The organism is Mesorhizobium sp. L103C105A0 (genome assembly GCF_000502215.1).
Classification (GTDB): Bacteria; Pseudomonadota; Alphaproteobacteria; order Rhizobiales; family Rhizobiaceae; genus Mesorhizobium.
In genome coordinates this window covers 1-18,266 of sequence record NZ_AYXF01000006.1, presented here as the reverse complement: position 1 = coordinate 18,266, position 18,266 = coordinate 1, and the positions used below count along the sequence as shown (strand labels likewise).

At 61.2% G+C, this 18,266-nt stretch carries 18 protein-coding genes, 1 tRNA gene and 1 pseudogene; 9 read left to right on the top strand and 11 right to left on the bottom strand.

Features of this window, described 5'->3' with window-relative positions:
• Positions 1-196: 196 nt before the first annotated feature.
• Positions 197-526, bottom strand: coding sequence for a hypothetical protein (locus tag X727_RS1000000169070; RefSeq protein WP_023745931.1), 330 nt, complete (start codon positions 524-526; stop codon positions 197-199).
• Between the two features lie 128 nt (positions 527-654).
• On the opposite strand from X727_RS1000000169070, the gene X727_RS1000000165655 reads away from it, so the two are divergent.
• Both X727_RS1000000165655 and X727_RS1000000169065 read left to right on the top strand, forming a co-directional pair.
• A complete protein-coding gene (locus tag X727_RS1000000165655; RefSeq protein WP_023745932.1) occupies positions 655-1,251 on the top strand; it encodes a Stf0 family sulfotransferase in 597 nt (198 codons plus the stop codon).
• Between the two features lie 118 nt (positions 1,252-1,369).
• Entirely contained in the window at positions 1,370-1,567 is a 198-nt protein-coding gene (locus tag X727_RS1000000169065) for a hypothetical protein (protein ID WP_245265825.1), read from the top strand.
• A gap of 461 nt (positions 1,568-2,028) precedes the next feature.
• Here X727_RS1000000169065 and X727_RS147300 read toward each other — a convergent pair whose 3' ends face one another.
• From X727_RS147300 to X727_RS147315, 5 genes and pseudogenes are all read right to left on the bottom strand, one after another.
• Complete coding sequence (locus X727_RS147300) at positions 2,029-2,283, bottom strand: hypothetical protein (RefSeq protein WP_245265826.1); 255 nt, start codon at positions 2,281-2,283, stop codon at positions 2,029-2,031.
• Positions 2,284-2,632: 349 nt separating this feature from the next.
• Positions 2,633-3,489: pseudogene (locus X727_RS01000000164795) on the bottom strand (ATP-dependent DNA ligase).
• Positions 3,490-3,685: 196 nt separating this feature from the next.
• The gene (locus X727_RS147305; RefSeq protein ID WP_023745936.1) at positions 3,686-4,207 is read right to left on the bottom strand and encodes a MerR family transcriptional regulator; all 522 of its coding nucleotides are present in this window, start codon (positions 4,205-4,207) and stop codon (positions 3,686-3,688) included.
• A gap of 290 nt (positions 4,208-4,497) precedes the next feature.
• Positions 4,498-6,219, bottom strand: a complete 1,722-nt coding sequence (locus X727_RS147310) for an ATP-binding protein (protein WP_023834523.1) — start codon at positions 6,217-6,219, stop codon at positions 4,498-4,500.
• Positions 6,220-6,499: 280 nt separating this feature from the next.
• Positions 6,500-6,574: transfer RNA gene (locus X727_RS147315), tRNA-Gly, on the bottom strand.
• Positions 6,575-6,792: 218 nt separating this feature from the next.
• On the opposite strand from X727_RS147315, the gene X727_RS147320 reads away from it, so the two are divergent.
• The 4 genes from X727_RS147320 (at position 6,793) to X727_RS147335 (ending at position 9,433) form a co-directional block, all read left to right on the top strand.
• Positions 6,793-7,290, top strand: coding sequence for a prolyl-tRNA synthetase associated domain-containing protein (locus X727_RS147320; RefSeq protein ID WP_023710270.1), 498 nt, complete (start codon positions 6,793-6,795; stop codon positions 7,288-7,290).
• A gap of 80 nt (positions 7,291-7,370) precedes the next feature.
• Positions 7,371-8,378, top strand: coding sequence for a thioredoxin (gene trxA, locus X727_RS147325; protein ID WP_023745938.1), 1,008 nt, complete (start codon positions 7,371-7,373; stop codon positions 8,376-8,378).
• A 110-nt stretch (positions 8,379-8,488) separates the two neighbouring features.
• A complete protein-coding gene (locus X727_RS147330) occupies positions 8,489-9,160 on the top strand; it encodes an LON peptidase substrate-binding domain-containing protein (RefSeq protein WP_023745939.1) in 672 nt (223 codons plus the stop codon).
• A gap of 30 nt (positions 9,161-9,190) precedes the next feature.
• The gene (locus X727_RS147335; RefSeq protein ID WP_023672122.1) at positions 9,191-9,433 is read left to right on the top strand and encodes a Trm112 family protein; all 243 of its coding nucleotides are present in this window, start codon (positions 9,191-9,193) and stop codon (positions 9,431-9,433) included.
• 119 nt (positions 9,434-9,552) lie between these two features.
• Here X727_RS147335 and X727_RS147340 read toward each other — a convergent pair whose 3' ends face one another.
• From X727_RS147340 to X727_RS1000000169060, 3 genes are read right to left on the bottom strand one after another with little or no spacing between them, the layout of a single operon-like run.
• A complete protein-coding gene (locus X727_RS147340) occupies positions 9,553-12,825 on the bottom strand; it encodes an error-prone DNA polymerase (RefSeq protein WP_023745940.1) in 3,273 nt (1,090 codons plus the stop codon).
• Positions 12,822-14,300: a DUF6504 family protein gene (locus X727_RS147345; RefSeq protein ID WP_023745941.1), complete on the bottom strand. Its 1,479-nt coding sequence runs from the start codon at positions 14,298-14,300 to the stop codon at positions 12,822-12,824. Before X727_RS147345 ends, X727_RS147340 begins: the two co-directional genes overlap by 4 nt.
• Positions 14,242-15,294, bottom strand: coding sequence for a hypothetical protein (locus X727_RS1000000169060; RefSeq protein ID WP_023745942.1), 1,053 nt, complete (start codon positions 15,292-15,294; stop codon positions 14,242-14,244). Before X727_RS1000000169060 ends, X727_RS147345 begins: the two co-directional genes overlap by 59 nt.
• Positions 15,295-15,523: 229 nt before the next feature.
• Between X727_RS1000000169060 and X727_RS147355 the strand changes: the two genes are divergently transcribed.
• From X727_RS147355 to X727_RS147365, 3 genes are all read left to right on the top strand, one after another.
• Positions 15,524-15,946: a metallopeptidase family protein gene (locus X727_RS147355; RefSeq protein WP_023673918.1), complete on the top strand. Its 423-nt coding sequence runs from the start codon at positions 15,524-15,526 to the stop codon at positions 15,944-15,946.
• Positions 15,947-16,011: 65 nt separating this feature from the next.
• On the top strand, positions 16,012-16,332 hold the full coding sequence (locus tag X727_RS147360) for a type II toxin-antitoxin system RelE/ParE family toxin (protein WP_023673919.1): 321 nt from the start codon (positions 16,012-16,014) through the stop codon (positions 16,330-16,332).
• A gap of 9 nt (positions 16,333-16,341) precedes the next feature.
• A complete protein-coding gene (locus X727_RS147365) occupies positions 16,342-16,623 on the top strand; it encodes an XRE family transcriptional regulator (RefSeq protein WP_023673920.1) in 282 nt (93 codons plus the stop codon).
• A 30-nt stretch (positions 16,624-16,653) separates the two neighbouring features.
• On the opposite strand, the gene X727_RS147370 is transcribed toward X727_RS147365, so the two are convergent.
• Both X727_RS147370 and X727_RS147375 read right to left on the bottom strand, forming a co-directional pair.
• Positions 16,654-16,860, bottom strand: a complete 207-nt coding sequence (locus tag X727_RS147370; RefSeq protein WP_023673921.1) for a DUF1737 domain-containing protein — start codon at positions 16,858-16,860, stop codon at positions 16,654-16,656.
• Positions 16,861-16,899: 39 nt separating this feature from the next.
• The gene (locus tag X727_RS147375) at positions 16,900-17,781 is read right to left on the bottom strand and encodes a CoA ester lyase (RefSeq protein WP_023745943.1); all 882 of its coding nucleotides are present in this window, start codon (positions 17,779-17,781) and stop codon (positions 16,900-16,902) included.
• Positions 17,782-18,266: the final 485 nt, after the last annotated feature.

Here is an 18,266-nt window from a genome sequence, read left to right as displayed (position 1 = left end):
TCTAATGTATAGCATGGATTCCTTTCAAGTCAGGAAGCATGCTGCACCTGCTCAGAACGGATCGATACATGTGCGTATGTTGCCGAATTGCACCGGAAAACCTAGGCTCACCTTCCCAATTGGTTTTGAGGCTAACGAGAAGCTCCAAGTCGGCAGGCCGGATTTAGCTTGACGGCTTCTCACTTGGCTGCGCCGCTCATTCCATTGGATGAACTGCGCCTTGTTGCCCGTGATCATCTCGATCGATTTCAGCAGTGGCATGGACGTCAAGAAGCGCGCGGTATTGCTCGTAGTGGTACGCCAGGAGCACGAGAAGCGTGATCTTGATCTGCGGCTTGCACCGGTTGCAGTCAAACTTCAGCTTCTGCGGGTCGACGCCGCCGCCGTAGACCATCATGAGATCGGCGGATCGGCAGTAGCGGACGTTGCCGCAGCTGCATTCGGCTTTCACAAGCATGTTGTGCCGGGTCGCCTTGCCCAGCGTGTCGATCGGATCGTGCGCCATAGCGGACAAAATGAGGAACATATTCCTGTCAAGTCAAGACGGATGGAGCTATTTACTTCGCCAAGGGCCGGTAGGACGACTGACGACGGTTTTGCAACCCTGAAGTGGCAAGGTGGACTCGGCGGTGATACCGTAGTTATTTGTCGTCCATGCTGATCAGCCCGCCCACAGGTTGGAAACCTCCCGGCAGGACGCTTATCATTGCGACCTTGCAGCGATCCGGTAGCACGCTTCTTAGCGAAAAGATGCGCAGCACGGGGGTGCTGGGAGATCCGAAAGAATACTTCAACCGAGAAGAGAAGACCCCGACGGTTGAGCGTTGCACCCGTATTGCCGCCAGCGCCACGCCAAACGGAGTAGCAGCTACCAAACTGTTCCCGTCCCATTTCTATGAGCTAAGCAGGGATATCAGGCTTACGGAGTGGTTTCCTGACCCGGGGTGGATATACCTTGAAAGGCGCGATCGGCTCGGCCAGGCAATTTCCTGGGCAAAAGCATCGCAGGATGGTGCTTGGACCAGCAAGACTGCTGCCGTGAAGAAGGCCGAGTACTCGGCGTATGGCATCGACTTCGCCCTTGCCCAGATTGCCATCGGCACCGGTCGCTGGAATTCGTTTTTTGCTAGGGCCGGGATCGAACCACTCCGCCTGTTCTACGAAGACAGCTTGACGATTTCGACAGCGTTAGCCCGCACATCGGCCTTCTGGCGGGGTTGGATGCTCCCGTGCCTCGTGGGGGCAAGCTGAGTCTCAGACGGCAGCGAAACGAGCAAAGCGATGAATGGCGGCGGCGGTTTCTTGCCGAGTGCGACCCGGATGACTTCGACAGGCCGATTGTGCGGCTTCGTAAGCGCAGAAGGTCCAAATGGATATTCTGGAGGAAATGGTTCCGCGGCTAGAGCATTTCACCCGTGCGACGCCGCGTTACCTCCAAAACCAATTCAAATACGCTTTCGACCTCGCCGTTGATTTCGTCGGCAGGGATGCCGGCCTTCTCGGCTGCGGTCATCCGTTGATCTGCCAGGTCGCTGGCAGCGATCGGATCTCCCCCGCGCCACAATAGGCAGTTGCTCGGCAACCCACTTGTCGAGAAACCTTACGCCACTGTGTGCTCACTTTGTTCGGCGCTCGGGCGCGCATTAACCACCTCCAAAGATGTGATGCACCCTAAAGATCGCGCTAGGCGTTGTGCAGATATGGAAAATCATCAACACAGATTTTACTGCCACATGGAAGCCAAGGGAACCTGGGGTGTTTGGGACTGCCTCGCCAATAGGCCTGCCAGGCTAGGAGGTGGTGAACTCCGCGGATGCACTGCTCAAAGGGCAGAAGCCGCAGAGCACGTCCTCACCAGGATTTACAAAAGCGGACTTGATGCAGTCGCCCTCCGGATCGCTGGAATTGTCCGTTAGCCATCAGTGCGGGCCGAGCGCGGCAAGGGTCAGGGACATAACTAGGGCGAGCACGATAAGCGTTGTGAGAACCCCGACGACAATCCAAAACCGTTTCGATTTCGGCATGGTGTCACCCGCCCTCGCCGCCGCCAGCGCGGTTCTTCATCGCCTCAAGGATGACCTCGAATAGGCTGCCAACCTCTTCGCTGACCTCGTCGGAACTGATGCCCTCACGGTCGGCCGCCTTCATTGCCTGGTCGGCAAGATCGCTGATCGCCACGGGATCATCCATGTCGTCAATCAAGACGTTGGGCAGGTGCTCTGCCATCCATTTGTCGAGAAAATTGACGCCGCGTGTGCTCATAGCGGCATAAGGTCGAATCACGCGGTTAGGTTCCGGTAGGAAGCCCGTTGAGCAATCCCCATCAATTGAGGAATAAGGCGGGGTTCATTGGACTCGGCCGCGAACTTCAATCGCCGAGACAGCCTTCAAAGCAATTTCGTGAGCCAGACCGACCAGGCAATCGATCTCGTACATGGCATCGATGTGCCCGCGATCACGGACTGACCGTCGCAAGAGGTGCAGCGCGTCTCGCGTTTCACACAAAGTGGTTCGAAGGGAAAGTGGCATGTTGAGCCCGCCTTATTAGGCTCAACAACCTCGCGCACTGTCTGTTCCGTACAATCGCGCTTAAATTGCAATCAGGATGATCTGGCCAGCAGCGACTTTGCGACTATTCTTCCTCCCGGAAATCTTGCAACGAAGCGTGTCGCAAATCTTCCTCACCCCGCAAGTGCTTCACGCGGCCGATAAGCCCGGGCTTAACCCACTGCGTCGCCGGCCGCTTCATCCCCTTCGGCGCCGGCCCGGCGTGCTCCTGCACGCGCTTCCACAGCCGCTCCCGGATTGCGCCGCGGGAGTTGATGAACGCTGAGCCGACATACTGGCCGGTCTCCCGGTCGGCCATCAGCGCAAAGGCCGGCTTGCCGGGTCCCGCTCGACACCGAGCAAATCGTATTCTTCCACCATGTAGCTTTTGACCTTCAGCCAGGCAGTCGACCGGCCGCTGCGGTATTTGCTGTCGCGGCGCTTCGAAACCATGCCCTCGATGCCGGCTTCGTCGATCAGATGGAAGATGGCTTTGGCATCGCCAGGCAGCGCCTGGCTGAACTGAATGCGGTCATCAGGCAGGATGATGCCTTCAAGAACTTCGCGTCGGTCTTCGAGATCCATGTCCCGCAGATCGTGACCGTTAAGGTGAAGCAGATCGAAGGCGACGAAATACAGGTCGTGCTGGCGGCGGGTAATGGCCGTGCGCAGGGCTTGGTAGTCCGACAAGCCGGCTTCGTTGAGCACGACAATCTCGCCATCGATGATGGCATTCTCAACCCCGAGCCGTTTCGCTGCTCCGGCCAGATCGCTGTATTTCGCCGTCCAGTTGTGGCCGTTGCGCGTGAAGATGCGCACGTCGTGATCGATGATGACCTGGCTGCGGTAGCCGTCGAACTCGACCTCGTGAATCCATTCGTCGCCTTCGGGAGGCTTCTCGACAAGGGTCGGCAGCAAAGGCTCGACGAATTTTAAACGCATGAACTCACCCGCAACCCGGTGATTCAATTAGCTTGCGCTGAAATGGTTCGAAACCTTTGCGCGATGGAAAATGAAACGGTCGAGTGTGACCGTCGGCCTCGGCATAGCGGGGCCGAAGTCGATGGGCTCAAGGCAGAATCCAAGTGGTAACGGCGCGATCGGAACCCAGATAACGAACAAGCGGAGCGTCAGTTAGCTATCGCCTGGTAGCCCTCGGAGATGGACCGGTTGCATATTCGAGTTCGTAGTGGCCGAGCTCAAACCGCTTTCGTTTGGAAGGGCTGATCTCGTTTTTGACACTTCGAGATGCCCCTTCAATATCAAGAACAAACGCAAATGCCAGTTGCCCCTTGTTTGTAATCTCGGTCAGGGTTCCGTTGGCGTTGTGGTAGAATATCTCTAGCCCGTCGGTCGAGACGAAGGAAAGGGGCGACTTTTGGTCGGCCATACTCCACATATTACTTTCGCGCAGAAGCTGAATGGCAGGTTTAATGCGTCGGATCTCGATCCCCGACAGAGAAAAGTTATTAAGTAGACGCGCAATGACCAAATCTCGATACGAATAATAACGGACGACACCCCTTCGGCCAACTGTCGCATGGGAGGCTGTGAGGTAGTTTTCCCGCGCCAGATAGTTGACCATATGGAGGCTTAGCCCCGAGATCGCCGCTACCTCTCGGGCCGTGAATCCGTTGAGGACTTTACGGGGCGTGGGCACCTGTGAAAAACCTTGTTAACAAAATTGAAGTTATAGCTTACTTCAATTATACTGATTTGCAAAGGATACCCCTTCGGTACTGGCGACTACACCCACTGATCTGTTGACAACCTCGCTGGAGAAAAGCGCGCCGGAAGAACTGGCACGGCAGCGTACAATCGCAGCCTTGGCGGCATTACGAAGCGATGATCTCGAGCGCGTAGTGGTCATGGTCGTAGCGCTAGCGAACGAACGGCGATAGTGTCTCGCTTGTTTGGCGGCCTGAAGCAAGCATCGTTCATATGTGCGGTTCAGCTCTTGAGCGCACTTTCAAGCAAATCACGCAAGTCGTCTGCCATTTGGCCTGATAAGACTGCTGGAACAATCAATGAGTAGCTCTGCCCCGTCTTCAGGCCTGCCTTGTGCGCCACCTTTCGTATCGCGTTTCGCAGATCTTTTCCGAGAACCACATACTGTTTTCCGTGCTCGGCGGCCTCGACTTCAACCTCAGAGTCGCCGAATTGCGGTAGATTGCCCTTTTTGTTAAACTTGTTTGCAGCGTCGTTGCGCTTGCGTCGACGTGTTTCTAGCGCAACGTTATTTGCCGCAGCTTCCGCGACTGCATCTTCAAGTAACTGCCGGGCGGTTTCTTCCGAGATGCCGAAGTGCGAAGCGATCGCCGATTCATTGGTCCAGTACGCCTCCATGTCGGAATACTTGGTGAACCAGACGACATGGCCCTTGTCGGAATAGGGGCCGCCAAGAGCGGCTAACTCTCCGGGCATTAAGAAGTCACGATCGCGATGTATAACAACCTTAAGACTACCAGCGGTGATCTCAATAAAATCCTTGATGACCTCTGCTTCCGGCACTTTTCCTGATCCGCGCACAGGCCAAACGGCCACCGCACGGTCCAGATGGGGCCATTGAGACAAAATTGTCCTTATCATCCCGGCATCTTCATCCTCGGTCAGCATAAGGATCTTCCGATCCAATAGACCCCAGCCCATTAGCCGCCGGCCTTCGGTGTCGCCGCCATCCTGCACCTTCCCTTCCTTCATCCAAATGACCCGCGCATCGCTTGGAAGGGCACGAACCACTGATGGGCTATGGGTCGTCAGAACAACTTGTGTGTCCGTCCTCTGAGAAGCTGCCACCAATACTGGTACGAGCCGCTCTTGAGCTGTGGGATGCAGATGGGCGTCAGGCTCATCCACCAGCAACAGCGCCGGTCGAAAGTAAAGCAGATAGGCAAATATCTGGATGACCTGTAGAAAGCCAACACCGGCGAGTTCAAGTGGCCTCCATTTCTTTTCCGACGCTTGCATGTCAGCCGTTGTAAAGCGAGCCGAGATGGTAGAGTCCCTTTCGTCCAAGAACGTCACATCGAGCGAGAGTTTCCCCATTACTTGCGATACATACTCTTCAAGCAGCATCAGGCCATTCTTGCCGTCTATTGCGGTGCCTTTTAGGAGGAGGAGGACGTTGCGTAAGACCGTATTTGCGTCGCCAGCTGCTGCCAAGCGTTGAACGATTGCTCGACTTCGCTTTTCTTCGCTGAGAGGAATGCCGGCCAAGCCGGGGATGTATGCACTAAATTCCCGAGAAGGGTCTCGAAGGTTGCTGATGAACGCATTGCCGCTGGGGATATGGACCAGGATACCCGCGTTACGAGCTGACTTGATCCAAAGCTCTGCCGTCACCTCAGAGCCATCATCCATGATAGCTACTACGCCCATATCAAGCTGGGGCGTACCTGTCTTATTCCCGTACTCCGACGAGTGACCAGCATTTCGGTAGTCGGGGGATGGCATATATGTGGCATTTTTTTCGGAAAGCGTGACCCCGTCTGACGACTTTGACCGAGCCTCAATCCGACGGTTCCTCCCCGACTGAAACATCCAGTGCATGGCCTGCAGCACGGAGCTTTTGCCGGAGCCATTCGCACCAACAATGACATTGAAGTCTACAAGATTGACCTTCGTCGAACTGATGGCTTTGAAATTGCCGATGTCGATGGATTTGATTCTCACTTATTGCGCCTCCGCCCCAATCGGTAAGGATAGAGCGAGTGGCGATCAATCAGTCAACTGCAGCCCAGCATTCATGGTAAAGTTGTGACCGTTTGGATTGAATATACTGCGCGTCCGGCAACACACTAATCCCCACTGCGCCGGATCCGCGAAAAACTGGTAACCCGCATGTAACCCTGGTATTCCAAGCCGCTTGCCACAAGCGCGATTCAGTCGGCCCTAAAAACGAAAAAGCCGCGGCGAACCGCGGCTTTTCGATGCCTGATTTCCCGGAGGAAACTGGAGCGGGTGAAGCGATTCGAACGCTCGACCCCAACCTTGGCAAGGTTGTGCTCTACCCCTGAGCTACACCCGCTCACACGGCCCTCGGGGCCGCAAGCCGGGCCTATATGGCTGAAGAGCGCGGCGATTGCAACAAGGAAATGACGGGCTTTTTAGCCGCGCCAAATTCGCCTGGCCGAACCTTGTCGGCCACGCGGGTGGTTCATCGACTTCCCGCATGACGGTCTTGTCTCGGCGGCATCATTGGCCGTAAACGGCTTTGCCGCGCGCCGATACAGGGGAAGACCACCAATGCCGAAGACCGAAGCCGAGCTTTTCGCCTTTCTTGCCGATCTCGGCATATCAGTGTCGACCGTGCGCCATCCGCCGCTCTATACGGTGGCCGATTCGCAGTCGCTGCGCGGCGAGATACCGGGCGGGCACACGAAAAATCTGTTTCTCAAGGACAAGAAGGACAATTTCTTCCTGGTCAGCGTCGGCGAGGAGGCGGTGGTCGACCTGAAGCAGATCCACACGATCATCGGCGCCGCCGGCCGGGTGTCGTTCGGCAAGCCGGAGATGCTGATGGAGCTGCTCGGTGTCATTCCGGGCGCGGTCACCGTGTTCGGGCTGATCAACGACACCGAAAGACGGGTCAAGGTGGTGCTCGACCAGGATTTGATGGCACATGCGACAGTCAACGCGCATCCGCTGACCAATGAGGCGACGACGTCGATCGCGTCCGCCGACCTCATCAGATTCGTCGAGGCAACCGGACATGATGCTGCTATCTTGAAAGTCTCGGCTTGATCGCCACATGGATGGCGAAAACTGACCTCTAGTTAAGGACGTCGCGCTGCTCCGCTGGGCGCGACCGGAAGGGCGACGAGATGAGCGACAACAACAATCCGTTTGGCGGCCAATTCGGCGGCAATTCGGGCCAATACACCACTTCCGTGCGATATGGCGGCGCCGAGCCGGCCAAGTCGGCACTTGGCCCGACACCCGGCGCAGCACCTGCCGCTGGTGAGCTGATCAAGGACACCACGACCGCCACTTTCGCCGCCGACGTCATCCAGGAATCGCGCAAACAGCCGGTACTGGTCGATTTCTGGGCGCCGTGGTGCGGGCCCTGCAAGCAGCTCACGCCGCTTCTGGAAAAGGCGATCAAGGCCGCCGGCGGCAAGGTCAAGCTGGTCAAGATGAACATTGACGATCATCCCTCGATCGCCGGCCAGCTCGGCATCCAATCGATCCCGGCGGTCATCGCCTTCAAGGACGGCCAGCCTGTCGACGGCTTCATGGGCGCCATCCCCGAGAGCCAGATTGCCGAGTTCATCACCAAGGTCGGCGGCAAGGGCAATGGCGCGCCGCCCGTCGCCGAAGCACTGGCCGCGGCGGCGGAAGCGCATGCGGCGGGCGATGCGCAGACCGCAGCCGACATTTACGACGCCATCCTGGCGCAGGCGCCGGAGACGATCGAGGCGATTGCCGGGCTGGGCGAGCTTCTGTTCGAGGACGGCGACAGCGACGGCGCCGAGGCGCTGCTGGCAACGGCGCCGGAGGCCAAGAAGAATGCGCCGGCACTTGCCGCGCTGCGTGCCAAGATGACGCTGGCTGCGGAAGCGGCAGCACTTGGCAATCCAGCTGAATTCGAGCAGCGACTGGCCGCCAATCCCGGCGACCACCAGGCGCGTTTCGACCTCGCCATGATCCAGAACGCCAAGGGCGAGCGCCATGCGGCGGCCGACAATCTTCTGGCGATTATAAAAGCCGACCGGACGTGGAACGAGGACGGCGCCAGGGCGCAGCTGCTGAAACTGTTCGAGGCCTGGGGCATGACCGACGAGGCGACGCTGGCGGCACGGCGCAAATTGTCGTCGCTGCTGTTTTCCTGAGCCGTTTGCCGGCCAAATTGCCGGGGCGTGGCTGTCGGGCCTTGCGGTCGGCGGCCGCCGCGCCAGATTAGGCCGATAACATCGCGCGCGAGCGGGTCGGAGGAGTGAAGGTGCAGGTCGGAAACGCATTTTACCGGGTCGGCAAGGATCTGCCGGCAACCATTCCGGTGTTTCCGCTTGCCGGCGCGCTGCTGCTGCCGGGCGGGCGCATGCCGCTCAACATTTTCGAGCCGCGCTATCTGCAGATGGTGGATGAGGCGATCGCCGGCGCGCGGCTGATCGGCATCGTCCAGCCCAGCCTCAATGGCGCGTTGCGCGCCGACGGCGAGCCGGAACTGTGCAATGTCGGCTGCGCCGGGCGCATCATCTCGATGGCCGAGAGCGGCGACGGCCGATATCTGATTTCGCTGCAGGGCGTCTGCCGTTTCCGCATCACCAGCGAATTGCCGGTGAAGACGCCGTTCCGGCAATGCAAGCTGGCGCCGTTCCTCACCGATCTCACCGAAGACCAGGCGGCAAGCGAGATCGACCGGCCGGCGCTGTTGAAAGCGTTTCGCGCCTATCTGCAGGCCAACGATCTCGAAGCCGATTGGGAAAGCGTCAGCCGCGCCGAGAATACCATGCTGGTCAATGCGCTGTCGATGATGTCGCCCTACGGACCGGCCGAGAAACAGGCGCTGCTGGAGGCGCCCGACCTGAAAGCCCGCGCGGAGACGCTGATCGCGATCACCGAAATGGCGCTGGCGCGCGAGAATGAGGACTTTGGTTCCAGCCTGCAATAAGGGCTGAGCCGATGGCTGAAGGGGGATCCAATGGCTGCGGATGGGCGTGACGGCAAGTCGGTCAATGTCGATCCCAAATTGCTGGAGCTGCTGGCCTGCCCGCTGACCAAGGGGCCGCTGGCCTGGGACCCGGTGCGCGGCGAGTTGATCTCGCGGCTTGCCAAGCTCGCTTATCCCGTGCGCGACGGCATCCCGATCATGCTGCCCTCGGAGGCGCGGACTATTTCGGCGGAAGACGTGCTGTCGCCGCCGCGATTGGGTGGGCCGGGCTGAAGGGCCAGGGGTGGTTCAAACGGACCTCAGCCTAAGAAGCCATTCTGTTGGCGATCCTTGCGCCCCCCTCTGCCCTTGCCGGCATTAATGTCATGGGCTCCCGACCGCCCTGCACTTGCCTACTGAAAATTCCGCCCCTTGGGCATGACCCTTTCAGCTTTGTCCGAGAGGGTGGCAATGTCGGGCCGGGCAGCCGGCGTCATCTCTTCCAGCAGCACCGTCAGCCACGGCGTCAAATCCTCGATCTTCTCGGCGACGATGTGGATGACGTCGGATTCCGACTGCAGCTTGCCGGTGACCTTGACGAAGCGCGCGCCCATGACGATGGGCCGGAAACGGGTAAAGGTCCGCTCCCAGAAAATGACGTTGGCGACGGCCTTGTCGTCTTCCAGCGTCAGGAAGATCGCATTGCCCTTGCCGGGCCGCTGCCGCACCAGCACCAGGCCGGCGACCGAGACCCGCCTGCCGTCGCGCACCGAGCCGAGATTGGCATTGGGAATGACGCCGGCGCGGTCGAGCCGCTCGCGCAGGAAGGCGACCGGATGCGCCTTCAGCGACAGGCCGAGCGCGCGGTAGTCGTGGATGACGTGCTCGCCGAGCGGCATTGTCGGCAGTTTTGTCTCGGGCTCGAGTTCGCGCAGCCGGATCGCCGGCTGGTCGAACAGCGGCAGCCGTTCGGCGGCGCTCTTGCCATCCAGCGCGCGCACCGCCCACAAGGCTTCACGACGGTCGAGGCCGAGCGAGCGGAAGGCGTCAGCCTGCGCCAGTCTTTCGATTTCGCCGACATTGAGGCCCGAGCGCAGCCAGACATCCCTGACGCTTGTATAGCCGGCGCCGCGCCGCGCGGTGAAAGCTTCCATACGCTTCTCGGCCAAGCCCTTGATCTGACGGAAGCCAAGCCGGACGGCGCACCGGGTCTTGATGACACCGCGCATTTCGGCATGGCGCGCAAGGATGCGGCCCGGATCGAATTGGGCTTTCTCCAGGGTGCAGTCCCAGTCGGAAAAATTGACGTCGACGTCGCGGATATCGACGCCATGGTCGCGCGCGTCGCGCACCAGCTGGGCCGGCTGGTAAAACCCCATCGGCTGCGAATTCAGGATCGCGGCGCAGAACACGTCGGGATAAAAGGTCTTGAACCAGCAGGAGGCATAGACGAGCAAAGCGAAGGAGGCGGCGTGGCTTTCGGGAAAGCCGTATTCGCCGAAGCCTTCGATCTGCTTGAAGCAGCGCTCGGCGAAGTCCTTGGTGTATCCCTTGCCGACCATGCCGTCGATCATGCGCTGGCGGTAATTGCCGATGGTGCCGGTGCGCTTGAAGGTGGCCATGGCGCGGCGTAGTTCGTCCGCCTCGCCCGGCCTGAAGCCGCCGGCGACGATGGCGATCTTCATCGCCTGTTCCTGGAACAACGGCACGCCCAGCGTCTTGCCCAGGATTTCTTCCAGTTCCGGCTTGGGGTACTCAGGCATTTCCTTTTTCTGCCGGCGGCGCAGATAGGGATGCACCATATCACCCTGGATCGGACCGGGCCGCACGATCGCCACCTCGATGACCAGGTCGTAGAATTCGCGCGGGCGTAGACGCGGCAGCATAGACATCTGCGCGCGCGATTCGATCTGGAAGACGCCGAGCGTGTCGGCGCGGCAGATCATGTCGTACACGTCGTTCTCTTCCGGCGGCAGGGTGGCCAGCACATAGGGTCGGCCGTAATCATCCCGGGCCTTCGGATAATAGTCGGTGAGCAAGGTGAAGGCGCGTTTGAGGCAGGTCAGCATGCCGAGCGCCAGAATATCCACCTTCAGGATCTTCACCGCGTCGAGATCGTCCTTATCCCACTCGACCATCTTGCGCGCCTCCATCGCCGTCTTGACGATGGGGACGATCTCGTCGAGCCGGTCGCGGGTAATGACGAAGCCGCCGACATGCTGCGACAGGTGCCGGGGAAAGCCCATGATCTCGTTGGCGTGGGCGATCACGCGACGGGTCGAGGTCTCGTTGCGGTCGAGGCCGCCGGCATGCGCCTCCTTCTCGCCGAGCTCCGAGGTCGACCAGCCCCAGATCGAACTGGAGAGCGCACTGCGGACATCGTCCGACAGGCCCATGGCCTTGGCCACCTCGCGCAGCGCCGAGCGGCCGCGATAGCTGATGACGGCGGCAGCCAGCGCGGTGCGCTTGGCGCTGTATTTGGAGTAGATGTACTGGATCACCTCCTCACGCCGCTCATGCTCGAAATCGACGTCGATGTCGGGCGGCTCGTTGCGCTCCTCGGAAATGAAGCGCTCGAACAACGTGTCGATGCGCTCGGGGCCGACCTCGGTGATGCCGATGCAGTAGCAGACGATCGAGTTGGCGGCCGAGCCTCTGCCCTGGCACAGAATGCCCTCATTGCGGGCGAACTGGACGATGTCGTAAACGGTCAGGAAATAGCGCGCATAATTCAGACGCTCGATCAGAGCGAGCTCCTCACTGATGCGCTGCAAGACGGAAGCGGGGACGCCCGCCGGATAGCGCGTGGCGGCCCCCTCCCTGGCCAGACGCTCTAGCTCGGCCTGCGGCCCAAGCCCTGATTGCGTCGGCTCGTCGGGATAATTGTACTGGAGGTCGCTGAGCGAGAAGGTCAGTTCGCCGGCAAAGCGCAGCGTCTCGGCCAGCGCCCGTGGATGGCGGCGGAAGAGACGGGCCATTTCCAGCGGCGGCTTCAGATGGCGCTCGGCGTTGGCCGTCAATTCCAGCCCGACCTCGGCGACCGGCAAATTGAGGCGGATGGCGGTGAGCACATCTTGCAGCGAGCGGCGCTCGGCGCTGTGATAAAGCACGTCGTTGGTCGCCATCAGCGGCACGCCGGCGATGTCCGCCATGCCCGCCGCCTGCTCGATGCGGAAACGGTCATTGCCGCGATAATCCGGCGCCATGCCTAGCCGCAAATTAGCGCCGAAACGGTCTTTCAGTTGACGGACCAATGCCAGGGGATCGTCGGCATTCGCCGAGAGATCCGGCAGCACCGCCAGCGACAGCAGGTCGCCCCATTCGAGCAGGTCGCTGCGCTGGAGAAGGGTCGCGCCCTTCTCGTTTTCATCGCGCAAATTGGCTTGCGTCAGCATGCGGCAGAGATGGCCCCAGCCCTTGCGGTTCTGCGGATAGGCGAGAATGTCCGGCGTGCCGTCGCCGAACACCAGGCGGCAACCGGGGTGATAGGCGAGCTTCTCGACCTTGGCCTGCTGCCAGGCGCGCACGACGCCGGCCACCGTGTTGCGGTCTGCCAGTCCGATCGAGGAAAAGCCGAGGAATTTGGCCGCCACCACCAGCTCCTCCGGCTTGGAGGCGCCGCGCAGGAAGGAGAAGTTCGACTGGATGCCGAATTCCGCATAGGGGATGACGGTCAGCGCGTTCATGCGAAGACTCCATGCATGAACCAGCGCGGCGGCACCTGCGGGTTGCCATAGAGGCCTTGCCGGTAGAGCCAGTAGCGGCGGCCGTCGGCATCCTCGATCCGGAAATAGTCACGCGTCGATGTGAGCGGATCGCTTGACGTTTCACGCCACCATTCCGGCGCGATGCGTTCCGGCCCCTCGGCGCGCGCGACCCGGTAGAGCGCGCGGCGCCAGCGGAAATTCATCGGCGGACCCTCAGGCATTTCGGTGGCCGGCACCTCGATCGGCTCGGGCGAACGGAACAGCCGGATCGGCCGTTCCGGCGGGAAGATGGTTGCGCGCGGCGCGTCTTTCGAGCCCGGCTTCCTGAGCGGTGGTTTGCGTTGTGGCGCTTCCGAGAACGGGATGGTGGCGATGGCGCGCTCCGGCAGATGGCTCTCGAGGGCGACCGGTTTCAGCACCGCACTGTCGCCGAGCCTGGCGCGGATGCGGTCGGCAAAGAGTGCCATGTCGGCGCCGTCATCCTCGGTCTCGCCGGTCAAATCGGCCTGCTGCATGTCGAAGCCGGCGGCCGCCAGCACCGAAAGCCGCACCAGGTCGAAGCCGTAGCCGGCATCGATGTCCTGTTCGAGCGCGGCCAGCCGCTCATGGAACAGGCGCTGGATAAGCTTGGGTTCGCGCAACGGTCGCGAGGTACCGACAGCGATGCGGCTGACGGCGCCGTCGACGCGAAACAAAAGCAGCGCCAGCATCCTTGCGCCCTCGCCGCGGCGTTCGAGATCGGCCTTCAGCGTCACCGCCAGCAAGAGCACCAGCCGTTCGATCTCGGCGGTCAGCACGACCGGCTCGGCCAGGTGGCGTTCGACCGAAAGCGGGGCCACGGGCAGGCGCGGCGATACCGCCTCGTCGAGGCGGCCGAGCGCCTGGTCGAGCCGCAACAGCAAGGTCGCGCCGAAGCGACGGGCGAGCGGCGCGCGCGGCGCTGCCATGACCGCGCCGGCGGTCCGCAGGCCGACGCTTTCCAAGCTGGCGCGGATATCGGCCTCGATGCGCAGTGCCGCCAGCGGCAAGGGGGCGAGCAGCGCTTCCTCCTCGCCGGAGACAACGATGCGGTTGCCGCAGAAGCGCGCCGCCGCCCAGGCTGCACCCGGCGTCGCGGCCAACCCGGCGCGGACATCGAAACCCTGCTGGAAAAACCGCGCAAGGATGTCGTCCAGCATGGCGCGCTCGCCGCCGAACAGATGCGTGCAGCCGGTGACGTCGAGATAAAGGCCATCAGTACCGTCGAGCGCCACCAGCGGCGTATAGCGATCGCACCAGTCGGCGAGGCCTTCGAGCAGCCGGCGATCGGCGTCCGGATCGGCCTCGACGATGTCGATCGAGGGATGCATGGCGCGCGCATCGGCAATGCCCATGCCAGGCTTCAGATGCAGCGCCTCAGCCCGCTCGTCGAGGGCCGATATGCGCTGGGCGTTGCGGTCGCGATGGCTGATCACGAGCGGTGGGTGAGATGGCGGCAGATGATCCGAAGGCCGGGAACGCCACGACCGTCCCAGGCGCTGGCGCAGGATCCGTTCTGCCGCCAGATGCGGGAACCACAGCGACAGAATTCTCTGCCCGTTTTTCGCGGGGCTTTCTTTCTTCGAATGCGTGTTCATCGGGGTTCCACTCCAGTGTGAATTGTCCAGGCAGAGCGGTGCGGCTCTTGCCGATGCTGACGGTGAAGGCAGGCCGGCCGATCGAGCCGGCGAGCGACCCGGCGATCGTCCGGCGGCTCGCCGCTGGTGCAGCCGACACGATGAGGCGCACCGGGGCGGCGGTCGGCTCGGCTTCGCCGGCCTGGCGCAGCAGGAACACCGGCCGGCCGGCGTTTTGGGCGCGCGCGTGCAGCCGGCGCGTCGCGGTGAGGTCGAGCCGCTGCGGGCTGCCACGGATTTCGAGGATGATTGCGGCGAGCGCCGTCATCTTCGCGGCCTCCTCGGCTACCCACAGCGCATCGGTGAGTTTCGGCGCCTCGGAAAACAGCAACTGCTCCGGTGCGATACCGAACATGCCCTGCACTCCCCTGGCATAGGGAAAGCCGGCCTCGCGAAAAATCTCCGACGTGCCGATCCACAGCACGGGCAAGGGCTGGCCCTTGAGGATCAGGCTGACCAGCGACAGCACAAAGCCGGCGACGGCCCCGGCATTGCGGGTCTCAAGGCCATGGATTTCGCTCAAGGCGGCTTTCGGAAGGCCGCCGCTCAGCGCCGCATCGAGGCGCTCGACGCCGGTGGCCAGGAAAGCATCCGGCGAAGCCACGGCAAGCCCGCGCCGGATGATGGTGACATCGGCATCGGGTTCAGGCGCGGCGTCGAGACCGCCGCCAGGACCCGCGCGCAGCCCCTCGCCAGCCGGCGCGGCCAGGCGCTCGGGCAGCGTTCCCTCGATCTTCGCGATCTGGCGGCGCAGGGCAAAAACAGTCTCCCGCGCCACGGCTGATGTCGCCATGACGGTCAATTTCTCTCACAGCTGTTCCTGTTATGTTCCTATAGATTCCAGAGGGTGCCGGAAGAGTCAAGCGGAGTCAGAAGGAATTTATTCCTTGATCAAAGGTGACGAGGCCAACCTTGGACTTTGGTCGCAGCCATTCGGCGCAAAGAAACAGTCATTGGCCAGGTACCCGGTCCATTTGCCGAGTCCGGAGGGAAAGCCTATATGCCGGATCAAAGGACAAAGCATGGCCCGCATCTACAAGACCCGCACCTGGCACGATGAACTCTCGCCTTCGATCGAGGAGATCGAGTTTCTGGCGCTGGAGGCGTACGCACATCTGCCCGACGATTTTCGCAAGCTGACCGGCGAGATCGTCATCATGATCGCCGAATTCCCGACCGACGAGATCATGGACGATCTGTCGCTGGAGACACCGTTTGATCTGCTTGGCCTGTTCGAGGGCCGCGGCATCGCCGAGCGCTGGAACCCGCAGACCGGCGAAGGCCCGAACCGCATCACCCTCTACCGCCGCGCCATCCTCGACTATTGGGCCGAAAACGAAGAGACGCTGGGCGACATCGTCACCCACGTGCTGATCCACGAGATCGGCCACCATTTCGGCCTGTCGGACGACGATATGGAAAAGCTTGAAGAGGCGGCGGAGTAAGGCTGTGCGATATTCAGGTGGCGAGCCTGCTTGTGAAATTATACAAGTTTTGATATAAAGTCTGTATGCCGACCAAGCGACTGGAGTTTCTTGGAGATTCTCTTGCCAAGCTCCGGGCTTTTCCAGAGGCGGTGCGCAAGGAAACGGGCGTTCAACTGCACAAGGTTCAACTCGGATTTGAGCCAAGCGATTGGAAGCCGATGACGACGATAGGCCTAGGCGTACGGGAAATCCGTGTCCGAGACGATGCTGGCGCGTTCCGGGTGCTTTACGTCGCCAGCATAGGTGACGCCGTCTTTGTCTTGCACGCCTTCCAGAAGAAGACGCAACAGACGGCGAAACGAGACTTGGCTCTTGCCGCATCGCGGTTCAGGCAAATTCAGTGAGACATGCTCATGGAACGTCAAAGCTTTGAAAATGTCTGGGATGCGCTGGAAGACACCCCGGCTCAGTCCGCCAACATGACTATGCGCTCCAATTTGCTGATCGCGATCGAACAGCGGGTGCGGAGTTGGGACGTTACCCAAGCCGAAGCAGCCAACCGGCTCGGGATTACCCAGCCACGCCTTAGCGATCTTCTGCGGGGCAGGATCGCGAATTTTAGTCTGGACACCTTGATCAATCTGGCCACACAGGCCGGACTTACAGTGCGTCTTGATATTGCCGAGGCAGCCTAGCGCTGTCTTAGACAGGCTGGCAAAGCTCGCCTACCAATCACTCAGCTTCGTATCCGGCCCGTATTCCTGGCCGTCGATATCCTTCACCACCGCCTGGCCGCAGCGCATCGATTTGGTCTTCTTGTCATAGGCGTAGGTCGGTGAGCCGTACAGGTGCCAGCCCTTGTTCAGCGCCGCGGTGACCTTGTGGCAGAAGGTTGAATCGTCGGGGGCGGACAGAAAGCGGTAAAGTCTCATGGGTCAGATCCTGTCGTGAGTTCGTCTTTTCGGGGCGGATCATGCGCCGATGGCGGCGGCCTTCGCCAGCAGTTTTTCGGCTTGCACCAGGTGCAGCCGTTCGACCATCCTGCCATCCAGCGCAATCACGCCCTTGCCGGCATTTTCGGGCAAGGCGAAAGCCTCTTTCACCGCGTGCGCCTCGGCCAAGGCTTCGGGCGCGGGCGCAAAGGCGCGGTTGGCGGTTTCGATCTGGGCGGGGTGGATCAGCGTCTTGCCGTCGAACCCCATGGCGGCGGCTTCCGTGCATTCGCGCGCAAACGCGTCGAGGTCGCGAAAATCGTTGGAGACGCCGTCGAGTATGTCGATGCCGCCGGCTCGCGCCGCCAGCACCATCTGCATCAGCCAAGGCACGAGGTAGCGCCGATCAGGCGTCGCCAGAATGCCGGTTTCCTTGACCAGATCGTTCGTTCCGGCGACGAAACAATTTAGCCGCGAAGCGCGATCGCGGCCGAGTTCGGCAATGGCGCCGATATTGAGCATGGCCTTGGGCGTCTCGATCATCGCCCAGAGCTTGACGCTGTCGGGGGCAAAATTATCGTCGAGCACGTCGCCGACTTCGAGGATGTCACGCGGCGTGGCGACCTTGGACAACAGGATGCCGTCGGGAACGAATTTCGCCGCGGCCAGCAGGTCATCGTTGCCCCATTCGCTGGACAGCGCGTTGACGCGCACGATCATTTCGCAGCGGCGTTTCGGTCGGCTGGCGAAAATGCCGGCCAATTTGTCCCGCGCGGCGATCTTGTCTGAGGGCGCGACGGCATCTTCGAGGTCGATGATCACGGCATCGCAGGCAAGCGTTGCGATCTTGGCCAGCGCCTTGTCGTTGGAGGCCGGGACGTAAAGCACCGAGCGGCGCGGGCAGTAGAGTTCGCTTGTCATGGCCGATCTATGCCGCGTGTGGGCGGGGGAGGCAAGCGTCCGACCGGTACCTGATGACGAGCCAACCGCGAAAGCTTGCGCTGCCCCGCCCGTCCCGCAGCAGTTGCGGAAGGGAGCCTTCCTCTCCCCCGTCGATCGGGGGAGAGGTGTCGAGCGAAGCTCGACGGAGTGGGGGGCGATCTGTGTGGGTCGATTTTTCGTCGCAACTCACCCCCGCGANCCCCGTCGATCGGGGGAGAGGTGTCGAGCGAAGCTCGACGGAGTGGGGGGTCGACCCTTGAGCGCAAGCGAGCAATGCGCTCAGTGCCGTTCCTTTGTCCGTTCGCGGCGATTGCCAGGTGGTTCCCCCACTCCGTCTCGGCTTCGCCGAGCCACCTCTCCCCCCTCCGGAGGGAGAGGAAAGGAGCCCCTGTCCGAACCGGATAGATAGGTAACAGAATGGACCGATAGCATGGGTGACAGTTTTCTTGTCCGCCGGAGGACCG